Origin of the sequence: Flavobacterium reichenbachii, assembly GCF_002217435.1 — a bacterium.
Taxonomy (GTDB): domain Bacteria; phylum Bacteroidota; class Bacteroidia; order Flavobacteriales; family Flavobacteriaceae; genus Flavobacterium; species Flavobacterium reichenbachii.
The window spans coordinates 160,565-179,542 of record NZ_MUHF01000011.1; the positions used below are offsets into that span (position 1 = coordinate 160,565).

An 18,978-nucleotide genomic window follows, 5' to 3' on the forward strand; every position below is an offset into this window, starting at 1 on the left:
CAGACATTTTTTGTGGCTTTTTAAAAAGAATGAAAACTTTAAGTTTTCCGCCTTTTAGGCCTTTCCGTGGGGAGAGCAGGATTCGAACCTGCGAAGTTCACACAGCAGATTTACAGTCTGCCCTCGTTGGCCGCTTGAGTATCTCCCCTAAGCTTGTATTGTTGTGCTTTGTTGTTCTAAGCGGTGGCAAAGATAGCAACGTTTTCTAGATTTGCAAACAAAAATCGAACTTAATTTTAAGTTATTTTAAAGTTATTTTTTAATTGATTGGTATTGAATAAAATAAAAAAATCTCCACTAGGGAGATTTTTTGTTTTATTTTAAATATTGCTCTTTATTTTGATAAAAGCTCTACTATTTTTGCTTTCAATTCTGGTCCTGTTAAATTTTGAGCGACTACTTTTCCTGAAGCATCAAGTAAAAAAGTTGCCGGAATAGATTCAACACCGTATTGTTTTGCAATTGGCTCATCCCAGAATTTTAAATTAGAAACATGAGTCCATGTCAAACCATCTTTTGCAATAGCTTCTTTCCATGCACCAGCTTCTTTATCTAAAGAAACACCAATAATATTTAAACCTTTTGAATGAAGCTCTTTATAAATAGCCACAACATTCGGGTTTTCTTTTCTACAAGGACCACACCAAGAAGCCCAGAAATCAACGATAGTAACTTTACCTAAGCTTTCTTTAAGTGAAACTACTTTTCCTTCTGGATTAGGAGCCGAAAAATCTGCTCTTCATTTAGCGCTGCCAACTGGAGGAGCTGTTGCACCAACCGCAGGCATTTTTGCTTGACCAAGTTTTGTTTTAATTTCTTTTCCAGGAGCAGTATTTTTCAAAGACTCATCTAGAGAATTAAATAAAGCTTCTGCTTTTTTTACATCTGTACTAGGATCGTTCAACATACTTTGTACAATCAAAGCAGAAATGAAAGATTTTGGATGACCTTCAGCGTAAGCTAAATATTTCTTTTTAGAGTTCTCCTGAACTTCTGTTTGAATAGTCATGTATTGTTTCATCAAGCCATTGATAGTTGCTGTATCTTGAGCTTGTTGAGCTTGCTGCATTTTTTGAGTATTCTTTTTCTGAAAATCAATTAATCCTTTTTGAGTTTTTGTAAGATCTTCTGTAAATTTTACATACTCATCATTATTGTAAGTTCCAGAAATTTTAGATTTTTGGATACTGTCTTTATCGATTGCAATATTAATTTCTCCAGTTTCTAAGATGAAAGGAATTGGACCGTTTGCATCCTGAAGAATTAAAGTATGAAAAGCTGGTTCTGTTACTTTACCTTTTATTTCAAATTTCCCGTTTTCAACTTTTACTGTATCAAGTGCAAGTGGCATTCTAGTAGCTGGATCTATACCTTGAAGGATAATCGTTTTTCCGTTTTCAATTCCTTTTGCAGTTCCTGTAATAAGGTATTCTCCGTCTTTAACTTTGCTGCAAGAAATGATCGCTGCAGTAGCGGTAAGTAAAAAAAGTATTTTTTTCATTATAAAAAATTAATTAGTTAAATGATTTGTGCAACAAAAGTATTTAAAATTATAAAACATATAGAATTTTGTAACCTAAAATTTTGTTATAGTTTTTTTTGATTTAATCGCCCTGTAATCAGGAGGTTTGGGTGTTTTATTTCGCTAAAAACTCTTAATTAAATAGTGATTGTTCCTTTATAAACGTAATTTTCTGGTTTTTAAGCATAAAAAAAGCACTCTGTATATAGAGTGCTTTTAGTTGTATTTTGATGTAAATCTATTCTTGATTTGTTTTCTTTCTCCATGTAAAAGAATTCAGAATGTGTCTTTTTGCAAATCTTCCAGGAGAGTCAGCGTTTACCATTTTTACGTAAGTTGCTTTAGGAACACTAATGTATTCGTAAACACTTCCGTTAGAGAAATCGATAATTAAACGTCCTTCAACAAATTTATAATCTGTTATTGCACAAGTTGATATCGTTTCAGTATATTCAGGTAAATTAAGTTTAATTGTCTCAGGGTTAATACTTACCAAAAAGTGATAAGCCTCAATGATAGCTTTACTTTTCTCTTCTGCAGCTTTTAAACCAGCATCATCACCTTGAAATTTATCAGGATGAGATTCTTTCATCGCATTACGATAAATTGTTTTTAAATCTTTCAGCTCTGCAGTTTTGTCTACGTTTAGTAACTTGCGGTATTCAACTATTTTTTTCATAAATAAAAGGTAACTACTTGTCTATTAGTTTGAAATCGATATTAATTAGTTCAAATCGACAAATTTTTTGCAAAGGTACACTTTTTTTTAACTTTTTAGTTTTGAAGGAAAAAATATTTAAAATCTTGGTTTCAGGTTTCGCGTTTCAATTCTCAGCTCGATAACATTAAACGTGAAACCTGAAACAAAAAAAAACTTACTTCTGTTCCGGCTTACGGTTTGCCTTATCAAAGTTTTTAGACTTTTTTGGATATTTATCGTAGCTGATGTCACTTGGATTTTCGATCACAGATTTTATTGTAATCCAGTCTCCGACATTAAAATTAGTGCTTACTATTTTATAATCTAAAAGATATTCTCCACAAAAGTAATTGTTGTTTTCATCTTTTTCTATAATTCCGGTATAAACTCCTTTTTGAGGCATTTTTTCTTGTGAATCTTTAGACATGTTTTTATATTTAGAATTAAAGGCACAAAGTTACGTAATATATTGTTTGTTTTAGGGAGTTCAGGACAATCTCAGTATATTTGCATCATGCAGAAAAACTTTAAGCCCCATCCGAATTCTTTTAAAAATACATTTTGTATTTTTAATGAAGTGCTTCCATCGGCAATTGAAGGCTTAAAGAAGCAGTTTGAAAGCAAGGCTGGAAGCACCTATTATTATACTGAGGAAGGAATGTATCGCGTTTCAAATCACTGGGGAAGACTAGCAAACAGTAAATGGCGTCTGGTTGCCAGAGAACCGGAAACCGAATCAAAAACAAAAATTGGTTTTGCATTTTGGAAAGAATTTTATCCCGATAATGCAGAAGAAAAATTATATTATATAGAAGCTGATTTCGATAAAGATCTTGCTAATTATCAGCATAAAAATAATCCGGAATATGACAAAAAAGCCATTTTGAGAACAAGTTTTGAAACGGCTAAAAGGTTAAAACAAATCAGAAATCTACAGCAACTAACTTCTTGGGCAAAATATTTTGATTATGATGATATTGCTGATTTGAGAAAACAAATTATCAACGAACTGATTTTTACAGAAAAAACATTAGAAGAAATTAAAAGAGAACTATAATGGGACGCAATAACGAAAGAAATATAAAAAAGCACAACGATAAACTTCACAAAGCTCAGGATAAAGCCAAACAAGCCGTAATTGCTCGTAAAGAAAAGCTTAAAGAAATTATTAAAAAATTCAACGAAGATAAAAAGCAGGAAGAATAGAATAAGTTTCAAGTTTATTTAGTTTCAGGTTTCAAGTTTTTTAAAACCTGAAAGCTGAAACGTTAAACCTGAAACACCAAACAAAGAAAACACATGAATAATAAATTTGAAGATTTAAAAGCAAGCGTACAAGAAATCATTGATTTAATCGCAGCAAAACAAGATAGAGAAGCCAATAATAAGTTGCTTGAAGTAAATGAAACTTTAGACGAATTATTAGATCATGCCGAAGAAGACGAAGATTTAAGAGAAATCAGCCGTTATCAGGTTTTGCTGAATCAATTGCATGTAAAAATTAACGGCGAAGAAAAACTCGATGGAGAATAAAAAATGCTTTTGCGATACAGGTCTGCTTTTTGAAAACTGCTGTGGATTGTATCTTCAGAACAATCAAAAAGCACCGACGGCTTTAGCTTTAATGCGTTCGAGATATTCTGCTTATGCGAGTCATAATGCAGCATATCTTTTAGAAACTACATATGTTTCAGAAAGAAAATATTACTCAAAAGCTGAAATTTTAAAATGGGCAGTATCCAATAAATGGCAAAAATTAGAAATTTTGAGTTCTTCTGAAAACACAGTAGAATTTAAAGCTTATTTTTTGGATTCAAATCAAAAACCACAAACACATTACGAGTTTTCGACTTTTAAATTTGAAAATGAAGTTTGGTTTTATCTAGATGGAAAATTTGAATAATTGTTATATTTAACAGCGTTAATCTTGTATTTTGCTGTAATATTTTAACTAAAAATTAATAAACGATTCGTTTTCCATAATTCTAAAATAGTGTAATTTTAAAATTATGAAAAACGAATTTAAAAAAGGTTTTTATTTTAAGACGTACGAAGCTCCATTTCAGTCTCCGTTTGAAAAACTTTTTGGTATTTTCAAAGAGTTAATCACCCATACTTCGGGTGATTTTGATGAAGCAATCAGCTGGCTTCGAGAGTTGGATATAGAATATAAACTGACCGACGAGAACTACACAATCGATGATTTTATCGAAGATTTAAAAAAGAAAGGTTACATAAAAGACGAAGTCAAAGAAGATGGTTCTGGCGGTTTTGGCATTACGGCTAAAACAGAACGCGCGATTCGACAGCAGGCTTTAGATCAGATTTTCGGAAACTTGAAGCGCTCCGGAAGTGGAAACCACAAAACCAAACATGCGGGAAATGGTGACGAACATACCGGCGAATTTCGCGAATTTAATTTTGGAGATGGGTTAGAACGTATTTCGTTAACAGAGAGTTTGAGAAATGCCCAAATAAATAATGGTGTAGAAAGTTTCATGCTGACCGAGAATGATTTGGTCGTCGAAGAAACGCAGTACAAAGCACAAATGAGCACTGTTTTGATGATCGACATCAGCCACAGTATGATTTTGTACGGCGAAGACCGAATTACGCCTGCCAAAAAAGTAGCAATGGCTTTGGCGGAATTAATCACGACACGTTATCCAAAAGATACGCTGGATATTTTGGTTTTTGGAAACGATGCCTGGACAATCCCGATTAAAGATTTACCGTACCTTCAGGTTGGTCCGTATCATACCAACACAGTTGCAGGATTGCAATTGGCGATGGATATTTTGCGAAGAAAGCGAAATACCAACAAGCAAATCTTTATGATTACCGACGGAAAACCGAGCTGCGTGCGCGAACGCGACGGCTCTTATTACATGAACAGTAACGGGCTCGACGAATATATCGTAGACAAATGTTACACACAGGCACAGCAAGCCAGAAAATTGCACATTCCGATTACGACTTTTATGATTGCAAATGATCCTTATTTGCAGCGTTTTGTAAATCATTTTACAGAAGCAAATCAAGGAAAAGCATTTTACACCGGACTAAAAGGTCTTGGCGAAATGATTTTTGAAGATTATGAGACTAATAGGAAGAAAAGAGTGCGTTGAATTAGGTTCAAAGCTGCAAAGGTTCAGAGGAACAAAGGTTTTTTAGACAACGCATATCGTAGAGGCGCACTGCAATGGGTCTAACACAAAGGTTGAAATTTTTTTACGCGAAAGACCTAACAGGTTTTTAATCCCGAGGCTTCGGGACTGTCAGGTCTGATAAAAGTAAAATTCGAAAATAAATTCTATTGAACAAAACGGCTGCGTGAGGGATAGAAGCAGGCTACCGAAGTAGCACGGATAGCCCGACGGTATTTAAGAAAGGGCCTCATGAACACAAAGTATATTAGGCCCTTTTTTAAATGCCGGCACGCCCAAAGTAATGGCAGAACGCTTATCTGCAGAAAAAAAATAAAAACAACAAAACATATATTTCAATAAAATGGAAATAAACAATATAAAAACATTAGGTCAATTAAAAGCCTCAGGATATAAAAGCCTTAGTATCAAAGATGAATTGCGAAATAATCTTCGTGAAAAAATAAAATCTGGGAAACCAGTTTTTGAAGGTGTTCATGGATTTGAAAATACCGTAATTCCAGAATTGGAAAGAGCGATTTTATCTCGACATAATATCAATTTGTTAGGACTTCGCGGGCAGGCAAAAACAAGACTTGCACGCAAAATGGTCGAATTGTTAGACGAATATATTCCTTTTGTAGCAGGTTCAGAAATTAATGATGATCCGTTAAAACCAATTTCTCGTTTTGCAAAAGATCTTATTGCAGAAAAAGGAGATGAAACTCCAATTTTATGGCTGCACAGAGACGAACGTTTCTTTGAGAAATTGGCAACACCAGACGTAACCGTAGCCGATTTAATTGGAGATGTTGATCCAATTAAGGCTGCAAATTTAAAATTGTCTTATGCAGACGATCGTGTAATTCACTTTGGAATGATTCCGAGAGCAAACCGCTGTATCTTTGTAATCAACGAATTGCCCGATTTGCAAGCTAGAATTCAGGTTGCTTTATTTAATATTCTACAAGAAGGCGATATTCAGATTAGAGGATTTAAACTAAGAATGCCTCTTGACATGCAGTTTATATTTACCGCAAATCCAGAAGATTACACCAATAGAGGAAGCATTGTAACGCCGCTAAAAGACAGAATCGGATCTCAGATTCTCACACATTATCCCGAAACAATTGCTATTGCAAGAACGATTACAGAACAAGAAGCTAAATTGGATGAAAACCAAAGCCAGATTGTTTACGTACCAAGTTTGGCCAGAGATATTCTGGAACAAATAAGTTTTGAAGCACGTGAAAGCGAATACATCGATAATAAAAGTGGTGTAAGTGCGAGAATGAGCATAACAGCTTTTGAAAATCTTATAAGCACTGCAGAGCGTCGTGCCCTAATTGCAGGAAAAGATAAAACGACACTGCGTTTGTCTGATTTTATTGGAATAATTCCGGCCATTACCGGAAAAGTAGAGTTAGTATATGAAGGCGAGCAGGAGGGAGCAGATGCAGTTGCTCAAAGTCTTATTGGTGCTGCAATTAAAACATTATTTACACAGCAGTTTCCAAAAATAGAAAAGCTGGAAAAACCAGACGAGAAAACACCATATTCTGATATAGTAGAATGGTTTTTTGCAGAAAGCGGCTTCGAATTGCTTGACGATGCCACTGATGAAGAATATAAAAATGTTCTGGATGAAGTGACACCGCTGGATACTTTATTAAAAAAATATCAGCCTCAGTTAGACAAAGAAGATCTTTATTTTATGAAGGAATTTGTTTTATGGGGATTGGTGGAATATAAAAAACTAAGCAAAGACCGATTTGCACAAGGAAGCCAGTTTAGAGATATTTACGGAAGCTACATTAGTAAATTTTAAATAAAATTCATTTACCTAACCCGAGAAGTTTTAAAAAGCTTCTCGGGTTTTTTAATGCTTCAAATTAGTATAAAATAATCCAAAGCTTATTATTTCTAAAAAACAGCATTACCATTTTAATTTCGTCTACCTTGCTGCGTTAGCTGTATTTGCAGTTTTCCCTAAATAAAAATGGAAAATGGTTTTGAAGATTTAATAGCAAGTTATATTGATACTAAAGTAGGTATTTCTGAACATTTTTTGAGTGATGAATTGGCCGATAATCTAAAACAAAATTTACTCCAATTAAACAAACAAAGTTTGTTACTGGCTGCAGGAATTGGTAATTCTGAAAAACTATCTTATGATGGCGCCATTCGAAGCGACTCTATTTACTGGTTAGATAAAAAGAATAATAACGTTTTTGAAAACGAATTTTTCGATAAAATAGATGCCTTTATAATTTATTTAAACGAAAGCTGTTATGCTGGAATTACCGGTTACGAATTTCATTATTCATTATATGAAAAAGGCGATTTTTATCTCAAGCATTTAGATCAGTTTAAAAATAATCCTAGTCGGAAATATTCAATGATCAGTTATTTGAACAGCAATTGGAAAGAAGCCGACGGTGGTGAATTAATGATTCATCAGGAAAATAACAATCAAAAAATTTCGCCCATGCAGGGTAAAACAATTTTCTTTAAAAGTAATGAATTGGTTCATGAGGTTTTGACTACACAAAGTACTCGAATGAGCATTACAGGATGGCTAAAAAGTGATTAATGTTTATTTTTTGAAAATTATAAAACAGATAAAGCTTATTTTTGCAGTCAAAATTTAATTGTATGTTGTTTCTTATTTTAAGTATTCTCTGCAGTGTTATTGTTGGAGTGATTTTCAAAATCACCCGAAAATATAAAAGTAATCCAAGCCAAATTGTAGCATTCAATTATATAACCGCATTAGCACTTTGCTATTTTACTTTTAGTCCTGATTTGACAGAAGTTCAAGCAAACGCCCCCTGGAATATTTATTTCTCGATCGGAATTTTACTTCCTGTTGTTTTTCTTTTTTTAGCGGCATCAATCCAGCATATGGGAATCGTTAAAACAGATGCTGCACAACGTTTGTCTCTGTTTATTCCAATTCTTGCTGCCTGGTTTATTTTTCATGAAGAATTCAATACTTATAAAGTAATCGGGATCTTAATTGGTTTTATTGCACTTTTATTTATTTTAAGAAAGCCATCTCAAAATACACAAACTAAATGGATTTATCCTGCAGTAGTTTTGGCAGGTTTTGGTTTAATTGATATTCTCTTTAAACAAATCGCCCTTTTTACAACGCTGCCTTATACAACTTCTTTATTTGTAGTTTTTGTTATTTCATTAGTTTTCGCTGTCGTTATTGTTCTTTATCAAATTGTGGTTAAAAAAATAAAATTCGAATCAAAAAATATTCTATTCGGAGCTTTAGTCGGCATTTTTAATTTTGGCAACATTCTTTTTTATTTAAAAGCTCACAAAGCATTCGCAGAAAATCCTTCTACCGTTTTTGCCGGAATGAACATGGGTGTCATTATTCTGGGAAGTCTTGTGGGGGTTCTTTTCTTCAGGGAAAAATTATCTAAAATGAATTTTCTTGGATTAATTTTAGCTCTTACAGCCATTATTCTAATCGTTTTATCGCAATCCTAATATTTTTTTAAAGACTTAAAAGATTAATTTACAGTTGTTTTTATACTAACTTTTTAAAACTTTAAAATAAACTCTACTAATTCTATAGAATTTATAAATTTAATTTGTACGTTTGCAATGACAATGAAAAACTATAGCCGAAATATGATCACGTTTTTTACCTGCAGCGTTGCGATGTGCTGTATGTTGAATTGCGTTTTGAAATGGCGTTAATAGAGAAAGTACTTGTTAGTTATTTTTTTTTTAGCCTTTCATTGCACCATGAAAGGCTTTTTTTTTAAACCCTAAAAAATCTAAATATGAGACCTAACCGAATTACAAATAGCAATATGCGATGTTGTCTTAGTAAAATACCATGTTGTATGCAGGTAAAAATGACTAAGATGAATAAGCAGAAGTGATTTAAGTAAACAAACCCAAAACTAAAAATACATATTATGAGTGCAGAAATAATTAAACAGAATCCCTTTCAATCTATGATTGATCGTTTTAATATAGCAGCTGATATTCTTAAACTAGATGAGTCTGTAAGACAGAAACTGCAAAGACCCGAAAAACAAATTGTAGTCAATTTTTCGATTACGCTGGACAACGGCGAAACAGAAAATTTTGAAGGCTACCGCGTCATCCATAATACAGCTTTAGGACCTTCTAAAGGCGGTATTCGTTACGATAATGCTGTAAATTTAGACGAGGTAAAAGCATTGGCTGCCTGGATGACCTGGAAATCTGCTGTAACCGGAATTCCGTTTGGAGGAGCAAAAGGCGGTATTATCTGCGATCCAAGAAAACATTCTAAAACCGAATTAGAAAAAATTACAAGAGCTTACACCAAAGCATTAGCAGATATTTTTGGACCAGAAAAAGATGTTCCCGCTCCGGATATGGGAACAGGTCCTGACGAAATGGGATGGCTTATGGATGAATTTTCAATAGTGCACGGAAAACCAATTCATGCAGTAGTAACAGGAAAACATCTGCATTCTGGAGGATCTCTGGGCAGAGTAGAAGCAACAGGAAGAGGAGTAAGTATTATTAGTCTTTTGGCGCTTCAGAAATTAAAATTGAGACCAGCAAGATCTACTGCAGCAATTCAGGGTTTTGGTAATGTTGGACTGCATTCGGCTTTGTTTTTATACGAAAAAGGATTAAAGATTGTAGCAGTCAGCGATGTTTCTGAAGCGTTTTATAATCCTGAAGGTCTGAATATTCCAGAACTGATTTTATATTACAATCTCAATAATAAATCGATAAAAGGATATCCAAATTCTGTGGCGATAAAACACGAAGATTTATTGCTTTTGGAAGTAGATGTATTGATTCCTGCTGCAAAAGAAGACGTGATTACAAAACAAAATGCAGGCAATATTCGCGCGAGAATTATTGTAGAAGGAGCAAACGGTCCGGTTTCTTCTGATGCAGATAAGATTCTTCATGAAAACAAGGTATTAGTTGTTCCTGATATTTTAGCAAATGCCGGAGGCGTTACCGTTTCTTATTTCGAATGGCTTCAGAATTCGCTTTTGGAGTCCTGGAGAATTCACCAGATTAATAAACGTCTGGAAGATATTTTAGAAAAAGGTTTTGATACTGTTTTTAGAGTTGCAGTACAGCATAACGTAACGCCGCGCATTGCTGCTTATATTATTGCACTCAAAAAAGTAGCCGAAACACAATCTGTAAAAGATGTCGCGGCAGATACGCCAAAGTTCAAACAGAATTAGAAAATTGTTTTAGTTAGTTTTTAGACTTTTTCATTAATTGATACTGCCTTAAGCCTTATCAATTAATGAAAACGTCTTTTTGATTTAAGTTAATACCGATTTAGAATTAAATTTTAGAATAAAAAAAAGTAATTTTTTTAAGATGAAAAATATAAATTTTCTTGCCTTCGCAATGCCGGCTTTTTTTCTCTTTTTATTTATTGAATATAAAATAGCACAACGCAGAAAAAAGCCTGAGATTTTTAATTACGAGAGTTCGGTCTCTAATATCAGTATCGGAATAGCCGAGCGGTTAATTAATCTTTTTATTGCAGCAAGCTTTTATCAATTGTATTATTTGATTTATGATGATTACAGAATTTTTGATATTCCTAGAAATCCTTTTGTTTGGTTTGCACTCATTCTCGCTACCGATTTTGTCTGGTATTGGTATCATAGATTAGGACACGAAGTCAACTTTTTTTGGGCAGCACACATTGTTCATCACCACAGCGAAGAGTTTAATTTTACTGCGGCAGCCAGAATTACCACTTTTCAGGCTGTTATCCGCACCGGATTTTGGTGCATTTTACCGTTTATAGGATTTCATCCCGCAATGGTAATCACGATGCTGATTGTGCATGGAGCCTATTCTTTTTTTACGCATACACAGCTTATCGGAAAAATAAAATGGCTCGAATATATTTTTGTAACACCTTCCGTTCATGGAGTTCATCACGCTTCTGACGAAAAATATCTGGACAAAAATTATGGTGATATGTTTACCTTTTGGGATCGTCTTTTTGGAACGTTTCAAACCGAAGAGGAAAAACCAAAATACGGATTAACACATCCGCTCAAAAGCTATAGTTTCTTATGGCAGCATTTTCATTATTACTTCGAAATTTATGAATTAATGAAGCGTTCAAAAGGTTTTAAAGAAAAATGGAAAGCCGTTTTTGGAAGTCCCGCAAATATGGATCAGGATATAAGACCAATTTTAGAAAAGCGCTTTCTTCAGGATAACGCCTGTCCGCATCAAAGACTTCGTTTTAAAAACTATCTCTACATTCAGCTCGGAATTTCTACACTGGTTTTGACTGTTTTCACCTATTATTTTGACTATCTGCAGGTTTATGATAAAATTTTTGTGCTGTCTTTTATACTCATAACTTTGGTAAATTGCGGCGCGCTGCTAGAACAGCGCAAATGGATTTATTATATTGAATATGCTCGTATTTTTATAGTTACAACCTATTTTTTGTACGAAGGAGATTTATTGATATTTTTGTTTGTACCTCTTGCCGTTATGATTTTTGCAGAGCAATTGTTTTCTCTTAGTAAGCGCTATCAAAACGTCGTGCTCCAACTTGAATCAAAATAAAGAATAATAAAAAGCGACATTTATAGATGTCGCTTTTTCTTTCTGCAAGGTTTCCAAAACCTTGTAGGTATTTATTCTGGACGCAATTATACCTACAAGGTTTTGAAAACCTTGCAGGAGATTAGAAAAATAAACAAGTTTGTAAAAAACCTTAGCCACTTAGTACCTCAGTATCTTAGAACCTTAGGCTAAATGGTTTTAATCGCCATAATCTTTTCTTCAAAAGTATCTTTAAAGTCTGATTTGCTTTTGATTCTTGTCTTATAGGTATAAATTGTCGCTACAGAAAGTTCCAAAAATTCTGCCATTTGGCTGCTGTCCTGAATTCCTAATCTATACAACGCAAAAATTCTAAGTTCTGTGTTTAAAAGTTCTCCTTTTTTGACGGTGCATTTATGATCATTCGGAAATAAATGATTAAAATCGGTTACAAATGTGGGGAATAATTTTAGAAAGATTTCATCAAATTGGTGAAACAAATTCTCCCTTTCCTCTTTTACATTATAGCGTTTTAAGCTTGCAATAACTTCGTCTGTTTTTTTGGTAATGATTTTATGAAGTGTACTTTTCTGAATATGATCTATTTTATTAATAAAAGCAGAAGTCGCTTTAATAAAATAGGTAATATATTCTTCTTTAATAGCGTTGGCTTCACTCAAACTAACATTCATTTCCTGCAGTTGCAGATAAGACGAAGCCATAATTTTTCGGGCTTTGTTTTTTTCCTTCAATTGTTTGAAAATAATTCCAAGAAATAAAAAAATAATAACAGTAAGAATCGTCAATAGAATAATAATCCTCTGGAGTTTGTCATTTTTCTCTTTTACATTATTCAGCTGCGCTTTTTCGATAATAGGCAGAATTGACGAAATTTCTATTTTGCGGTGTCTTGCATTATAAAAAGTAGCATCGTCCATGGCAATATTAATGTATTCATTGGCTTTTTCGAGATAACCCATTTTAAAAAGTTCGTTTGCCAGATTACGAAGCGCAACGGTTTCTTTGGTTGCATTTTTTACATCGGCAATCGCTGCGAGCGCCAGATATTCGATTGCTTTTTTTGTATAACCGCGTTCAGAATAGATATAACCCAGACTCGATGTAGCAATTCCGTAATAATCAGAAGGAAGATTGTAGTTGTTAATCCAGTAACTAAAAGCAAATTCAGCACCGCGCCAATCCTGCTGTTTTAAGCGTTTAAGACTTTCTGCGGCCCAATATTCATTTGTATTAGTTCCAATTAAGGCCAAAGCTTTTTTTAAGAAATAGTTGCCTTGTTGAATGTAATGAATATTAAAACGCTGATCGCGATTATAATCGGCTAAATCATAGTATGCTCGAGCTTTTATATTGTAATATTCAAATTTATTTTTAATATCCAGTTTTTGATCATCAACCACATTTAAAGTATCAATTGCTTCTTTAAACAATCCCGAAGAAAGTAAAACAAAACCTTCCTTAATCCTGCTGTTTGCCAAAAACTTTGGATCTTTCAGCACTTTGGCTTTTATTTTTGCTTCTTCCAAATAATAGTAAGCAGAATCGTATTTAAATGATTTGTATTCATCAAACAGCGACATATAGCAATTATAAAGCTCTTCGTTGTTTTGGTTGAGTGTAAATTTGGATATATTTTTTTTTAGGACTTCAATTTTTCGATATTTCTGTTTTAAGTATACTTCTTTTTTAAGAAGCACCCGATCTAATTCTTCAAGAACAGGATTTGTCTCTTTTGCTGTAAGAGAAAAACCTGCTGTCAAAAAAAGCAGCATTAATATTCTTTGCATGGTTTGTTGGTTTAGTAAGCGTTTTGATGTAATAAAGTTAATTCGGTTTTAAATAAAAGCTGAAGATTCTAAATTTTTGGAATGTGCCCAGTAACATTAAAAAACAAATTAGAATTCTAAAATGAGTATAAATGTTAAAAGTAGTTTAAGAATCTGCAATTATACAATAAAAAGTATTTATAAATATATATAGTGAAAAAATAATCTATTATAATTTAGATATTGTCATTTTAACCATTATTGTTTTGCATGTTTTTATCTCAACAGCATCTTGATTTTAGTATTTACAAAAATTTTTTAATTAATTGATATTCAGTTTATTGTCTTGAATTTTGATTGAATTTTATCTTGATTTTTGCAAGATATTTTTTTTAAGATTTATTTAACTTCTAGCTTCGCTCCATCCTTTTATGGGATAACAAACTAACAATCAAACCACAAATTTTATGAAATGTAAAAGTATTTACTGGTTGGCTGTTGTTGTGAGTTTATCGGCCATTGGCTGTGACAACATTGACGACGGAAGCTACGTTGATCCGATTACGATTTACGAAAAAGTAAACGGAAATTGGGCATTAACAAATCTCAAAATGGTTGATGAATTTGCAAAAGCAAATGCTATAGAACCAAACGAAGAAAACTTGAATTCCTATTTTAATTACGAGGATTTTAAAATCAATTTCAGCGTAGACGATAAAAATAGACCTACAAGTTACGAAGTAAAAGGAAATGTTCCTCCCTTATTTGCACCAAAAGGGTATTGGGAACTAAGCTCAGACTTTCAGCAGACCAACGCCAGTGCAGTAAAAATTCTCTTGTACAGCGACGCTCAAAAAACTCAAAAAACAGACGAACTCCGCGTAATCTCGGTTCCGGGCAAAAACGAAGAAATGCAGCTGCAGCTAATGCGCAGTTCCGGCGGTTCAGCTTTTGTGTCTTATGTATTCAAATTAAGTGCTGTTAATTAAAGTACTGTCTTAAACAAATAAAATTTACTTATATGAAAAAGTTTATATATACAATTTTACTTGCCCTTTTCATAGCTCCTAATTTTATACAGGCGCAAGAAGCAGCAGGAGCTGTCGGGCCAATATCATCATTTCCTGTAGTATACAAATATGATGAGAAAGTAACTTGGTACTTTGATATGTCTGCATCAACATTTTCTGAAACTGAAGATCTTTATATGTGGATCTGGTCACCATCTGAACCCGATGCAGGAAATTTTGACAACTCCTCAGATTTTGCAAAACTCAAATATGAAGGCAATAAAATCTGGAGTTTTACTTTGACCCCTACATTGTATTTTTCAAAAACTCCAGATGAAATTGCCGCAAGTGCCGGATTCTGGTTTCGCTTAAAAAACAAAAACGGATCAAAACAAAGTGATGTAGCCAATGTTGCTTACACTGATTTTTCGTCATTCTACACAGCAAATGAAGTTATCAGATCATATCCATCAAAACCTACGATTGATAAGCCGGTAAGTATTTTATTTAATTCTAATCTAAAAACAGGTTTTGCAGGAGTTGAAAGTGTGCATTTTCACAGCGGTTTAAATAATTGGGCAGTTTTGCAGGAATATCAGGCATGGCTTCCAGACGTATCTGAAAAAACAAAAATGAAAGATCTCGGAAATGGTTTTTACAGAATGGATCTTATTCCGCAGCAATACTACAATACACAGCCGGGATTTGTCATGGAAAACATTATTTTCTTGCTGGTAGCAAAAGACTGGGCGACAAATTCTGGTGATCAAATTATTTACGCAGGCGAATTTGTACCGCCGCCACCGCCGTCTTTTAGATTTTTCCCTTCACAAATAAGTCAAAAAGACTTTTTAGGAATGTCAAGAAAAAATAACGAAGCAGGCGTAAACAAATTGCTTTACACCGTTACAGCCGGCAGTAAAACAATTTCTGGTGAGTTTGCAGGAGGAACTGCAGAAATAAAGGGATTTATCAATTTAGTTTCAGAATTAAACGGTATTCCGAATTTAAATGAAATTCATGTTTTGGTAAAAGACAACAAAAACAATACGATTTCAGATTCGACAATTCCTCTAAAAACTTTAGACAAATAATTCACTATTAAATTAAAACACCAATTTTAATGAAATGAGCATAACTCAAAAAGTGGTCATAACAGCTGACAGTGGATATGCGAATTACATATGACCGATAAAAAACAATAAATAACTACATATGAATAGTAAAAATAAAATAAAAGTCCTGCATCAAATGTGGACTGCTAAATCGGCGGTATTGATGATTGCCATGCTTTTTCTTTCTGCCGGAATTTTTGCGCAGGGAAAAAAGCAGGTATCAGGAACCGTTTATGACAATACTGGAAATGTATTGCCCGGAGCTTCTGTTATGGAAGCTGGAACCAAAAATGGAACTTCGACAGATTTTGACGGAAAATTTACGCTGCAGGTAGCTGTAGGAGGTGCCATTGAAGTTTCTTTTATTGGAGCAACCACTCAGAAAATACAGATTACAGCATCTGCATCAAATCTTGATGTTCGCCTGCAGAATGATGGGTATGCTTTGGCAGAAGTACAGGTTGTTTCTGTTGGATACGGAAAAGTAAAAAAATCGGACTTAACAGGTGCAATTTCTACCGTTGGAGCAGATGATCTGGTAAAAGGAACAATTTCTTCTACAGAACAGGTTTTGCAGGGAAAAGTGGCGGGTTTAAATATCATTCGTCCTTCTGGAGATCCTTCTGCCGGAGCAACCATACGCCTGCGCGGAGGTACTTCTTTGACTGCAAGCAACAGTCCGCTTATTGTAGTTGACGGAATCGCGGGAGTAGATATTAATATTGTACAGCCTTCTGATATTAAATCGGTAGATGTTTTAAAAGATGCATCTGCAACGGCAATTTATGGTTCCAGAGGAGCAAACGGAGTAATTATTATTACCACAAAATCGGGAACCAAAGGCGTTTCTGTAGTATACAGCGGTTTATCAAGTGTTGGTTACGTTGCGGATAATTTAGATCTGTTGTCAGCCAACCAATGGAGAGGCTATGTTCGCCAGACCGGAAATGCAGATGCTGTTGATTATGGAGGCAATACAAATTGGCAGAAAGCGGTAGAGCAGACTGCTATTTCTCAGTCACACACTTTAAGTATTAATTCTGGTAAAGCAGACAGTGGTTTTAGAACTTCAATTTCATATTTGAATAATGAAGGAGTAATTAAGAAATCCGGTTTAGAAAGAATTAGTGGTAATGTGAGTGCCTATCAATATCTTGGAGATAATAAAGATGTAAAATTTGATATGGGTTTGTTTGCCAATATTGACAAATGGAATCCGATAGATTATAGAATTTTTGAACGTGTATATAATTTAAATCCGACAATTCCGGTTTATGATGCAAATGGAAATTTTTCTTCTGTAAGCGGTAATATTTACGAAAATCCGGTTGAGATTTTAACCAACAGAACTGTAGATAACCAAAGACACAGACTTTTAGGGTATTTTAAAACCGAAGTAAAATTCCTCAAAGACTTTATGGCGTCTGCAAATATTTCTTTGGAGCATAATGCGGTAAAAGGAAGTACATACAAACCATCTTATGCCGTTATGGAAGGAAGAACAGAAGACGGTTATGCGCAAAAAAAATACGAAGAGTATACCAATGCACAAGGCGAAGTTTTTGTAAATTATAATAAAACTTTAGACAAACATGTTATTGGTGCTTTGGCTGGATATTCTTATTTTGAAAATATTTATCAGGGTTTTGGAGCGCAGAGAAGCGGTTTTGTAACAGACGCTTTCAGTTATAATAATCTGGGTGCCGGTTATAATTATCGTTTGGGCGATGTGTATTCTTATAAAGGAAAATCAAATTTAGTTTCGTTTTTTGCCCGTGCCAACTATTCTTACGACGGAAAATATCTTTTGACAGCTACGGTAAGACGTGACGGATCAAGCCGTTTTGGAGAAAATAACAAATGGGGAACTTTTCCATCTGCTTCTGCTGCATGGAAGATTTCAAGCGAAGAATTTATGAGCTCATCAAAAGATTGGTTAGATAATTTGAAGATTAGAGTTGGTTATGGAGTTACAGGAAATCAGGACGGAATTGGAGAGTACAAATCGCTTTCTATTTTAGGAGTCGGCAACGACAGTTATTACGATCCGGTTACCAAAACTTGGAGTCTGGCTTATTCACCAAAACAAAATCCAAATCCTGATTTAAAATGGGAATCAACGCAGCAGCTTAATATTGGTGTAGATTTCAGCCTTTTTAACAGAATATCAGGTTCGTTTGAGTGGTATTCTAAAACCACAAAAGATTTATTATATACTTATGAAGTTCCTCAGCCTCCTTATTTAGTTGGAAATATGCTGGCAAACGTAGGAGAAATGTCTAATAAAGGAATTGAGCTTACCTTAAACGCAGACATCATTAAAGGAGATAAATTTACATGGGATGCTAATCTGACTTTAGGACACAACGTTCAGAAAATAGAAAAACTTTCAAACCCAACTTATAAAACAGATGTAATCTACAGCGGATCGCTGCACGGACTTGCTGGAATGTCTGGACAATATTCGCAAGTAATTGCAGAAGGTTATCCTGTGGGAACTTTTTGGGGTTTTCAAAGCGCTGGGTTAGATGCCGACGGAAAAATGCTGTACTATAATGCTGCAGGAGAAAAAGTACTGGACGGCGTGCTGGTTGATGCAGATAAAAAAGATTTAGGAAATATTCAGCCGGATTTGACTTTAGGTATCGGAATGAATTTTACTTATGGAAATTTTGATCTTGGAATTTCAGGATACGGAATGTTTGGTCAGAAAGCATTAAATGCTACCAATATGATGTTAAACGATCCGAACAGATTACCAGCGTTCAACGTTCCGGATGATTTCTTAAACAGCGGTATTACTTCGTCTCCAAAATATTCAAGTTACTGGATCGAAGACGCTTCTTTCTTTAGACTGCAGACCCTTTCGCTGGGGTATACTTTACCGCTAAAATATAAAGGTTCAAAAATAAGAATGTATGTAATGGGAGAAAATCTTTTTGTACTGACAAGCTACAAAGGTGTTGATCCGGAAATAGGTCTAAATGCTCAGGACGGAATAAACCAAACGGGCGTAATGGATCTTACGGGACTTGCAGCTCCCGGAATTGACCGATATAATAATTATCCTCGTCCGACTACGATTTCTGTTGGATTAAATTTTACGCTGAATAATTAAGCGAATT

General features: G+C 34.2%; 17 protein-coding genes, 1 tRNA gene and 1 pseudogene. 13 read left to right on the forward strand and 6 right to left on the reverse strand.

Annotated features, from left to right (window positions below; translation table 11 throughout):
• Window positions 1-67 precede the first annotated feature (67 nt).
• The 5 genes and pseudogenes from B0A68_RS11225 to B0A68_RS11245 all read right to left on the reverse strand — a co-directional run bounded on the left by B0A68_RS11225 (window position 68) and on the right by B0A68_RS11245 (window position 2,649).
• Window positions 68-148, reverse strand: a tRNA-Tyr gene (locus B0A68_RS11225).
• Window positions 149-334: 186 nt separating this feature from the next.
• A pseudogene (locus B0A68_RS11230) lies at window positions 335-721 on the reverse strand (peroxiredoxin family protein); the annotation flags it as partial.
• Window positions 722-739: 18 nt separating this feature from the next.
• Window positions 740-1,501, reverse strand: a complete 762-nt coding sequence (locus B0A68_RS11235) for a DUF4369 domain-containing protein (protein ID WP_035688729.1) — start codon at window positions 1,499-1,501, stop codon at window positions 740-742.
• A 259-nt stretch (window positions 1,502-1,760) separates the two neighbouring features.
• Entirely contained in the window at window positions 1,761-2,201 is a 441-nt protein-coding gene (locus tag B0A68_RS11240; protein ID WP_035688730.1) for a KTSC domain-containing protein, read from the reverse strand.
• 196 nt (window positions 2,202-2,397) lie between these two features.
• Window positions 2,398-2,649 carry a hypothetical protein gene (locus B0A68_RS11245; protein ID WP_035688732.1) on the reverse strand — a complete coding sequence of 84 codons (252 nt, stop codon included), beginning with the start codon at window positions 2,647-2,649 and terminating at the stop codon, window positions 2,398-2,400.
• Window positions 2,650-2,736: 87 nt separating this feature from the next.
• Between B0A68_RS11245 and B0A68_RS11250 the strand changes: the two genes are divergently transcribed.
• The 10 genes from B0A68_RS11250 to B0A68_RS11295 all read left to right on the forward strand — a co-directional run bounded on the left by B0A68_RS11250 (window position 2,737) and on the right by B0A68_RS11295 (window position 11,962).
• A complete protein-coding gene (locus B0A68_RS11250) occupies window positions 2,737-3,279 on the forward strand; it encodes a hypothetical protein (RefSeq protein WP_035688734.1) in 543 nt (180 codons plus the stop codon).
• Window positions 3,279-3,428: a hypothetical protein gene (locus tag B0A68_RS24470; protein ID WP_089069734.1), complete on the forward strand. Its 150-nt coding sequence runs from the start codon at window positions 3,279-3,281 to the stop codon at window positions 3,426-3,428. Before B0A68_RS11250 ends, B0A68_RS24470 begins: the two co-directional genes overlap by 1 nt.
• 93 nt (window positions 3,429-3,521) lie before the next feature.
• Window positions 3,522-3,755: a hypothetical protein gene (locus B0A68_RS11260; RefSeq protein WP_035688737.1), complete on the forward strand. Its 234-nt coding sequence runs from the start codon at window positions 3,522-3,524 to the stop codon at window positions 3,753-3,755.
• On the forward strand, window positions 3,745-4,125 hold the full coding sequence (locus B0A68_RS11265) for a YchJ family protein (protein ID WP_035688740.1): 381 nt from the start codon (window positions 3,745-3,747) through the stop codon (window positions 4,123-4,125). The genes B0A68_RS11260 and B0A68_RS11265 overlap by 11 nt, the downstream gene beginning before the upstream one ends.
• Before the next feature lie 106 nt (window positions 4,126-4,231).
• Complete coding sequence (locus B0A68_RS11270; protein ID WP_035688742.1) at window positions 4,232-5,350, forward strand: vWA domain-containing protein; 1,119 nt, start codon at window positions 4,232-4,234, stop codon at window positions 5,348-5,350.
• 382 nt (window positions 5,351-5,732) lie between these two features.
• Window positions 5,733-7,196 (forward strand): AAA family ATPase, encoded by a 1,464-nt coding sequence (locus tag B0A68_RS11275; RefSeq protein ID WP_035688744.1) that lies wholly within the window; start codon window positions 5,733-5,735, stop codon window positions 7,194-7,196.
• A gap of 171 nt (window positions 7,197-7,367) precedes the next feature.
• A complete protein-coding gene (locus tag B0A68_RS11280) occupies window positions 7,368-7,961 on the forward strand; it encodes a 2OG-Fe(II) oxygenase (RefSeq protein WP_035688747.1) in 594 nt (197 codons plus the stop codon).
• A 62-nt stretch (window positions 7,962-8,023) separates the two neighbouring features.
• Window positions 8,024-8,875 carry a DMT family transporter gene (locus B0A68_RS11285; protein WP_035688749.1) on the forward strand — a complete coding sequence of 284 codons (852 nt, stop codon included), beginning with the start codon at window positions 8,024-8,026 and terminating at the stop codon, window positions 8,873-8,875.
• A gap of 437 nt (window positions 8,876-9,312) precedes the next feature.
• The gene (locus tag B0A68_RS11290; protein WP_240475311.1) at window positions 9,313-10,599 is read left to right on the forward strand and encodes a Glu/Leu/Phe/Val family dehydrogenase; all 1,287 of its coding nucleotides are present in this window, start codon (window positions 9,313-9,315) and stop codon (window positions 10,597-10,599) included.
• Window positions 10,600-10,741: 142 nt separating this feature from the next.
• Complete coding sequence (locus B0A68_RS11295) at window positions 10,742-11,962, forward strand: sterol desaturase family protein (protein WP_035688752.1); 1,221 nt, start codon at window positions 10,742-10,744, stop codon at window positions 11,960-11,962.
• Window positions 11,963-12,150: 188 nt separating this feature from the next.
• On the opposite strand, the gene B0A68_RS11300 is transcribed toward B0A68_RS11295, so the two are convergent.
• Window positions 12,151-13,749 carry a DUF6377 domain-containing protein gene (locus B0A68_RS11300; protein WP_035688754.1) on the reverse strand — a complete coding sequence of 533 codons (1,599 nt, stop codon included), beginning with the start codon at window positions 13,747-13,749 and terminating at the stop codon, window positions 12,151-12,153.
• Window positions 13,750-14,195: 446 nt separating this feature from the next.
• Between B0A68_RS11300 and B0A68_RS11305 the strand changes: the two genes are divergently transcribed.
• From B0A68_RS11305 to B0A68_RS11315, 3 genes are all read left to right on the forward strand, one after another.
• A complete protein-coding gene (locus tag B0A68_RS11305; protein ID WP_035688757.1) occupies window positions 14,196-14,717 on the forward strand; it encodes a DUF5004 domain-containing protein in 522 nt (173 codons plus the stop codon).
• Between the two features lie 32 nt (window positions 14,718-14,749).
• Entirely contained in the window at window positions 14,750-15,832 is a 1,083-nt protein-coding gene (locus tag B0A68_RS11310) for a hypothetical protein (protein WP_035688759.1), read from the forward strand.
• A gap of 121 nt (window positions 15,833-15,953) precedes the next feature.
• Entirely contained in the window at window positions 15,954-18,971 is a 3,018-nt protein-coding gene (locus B0A68_RS11315; protein ID WP_240475312.1) for a SusC/RagA family TonB-linked outer membrane protein, read from the forward strand.
• Window positions 18,972-18,978 lie beyond the last annotated feature (7 nt).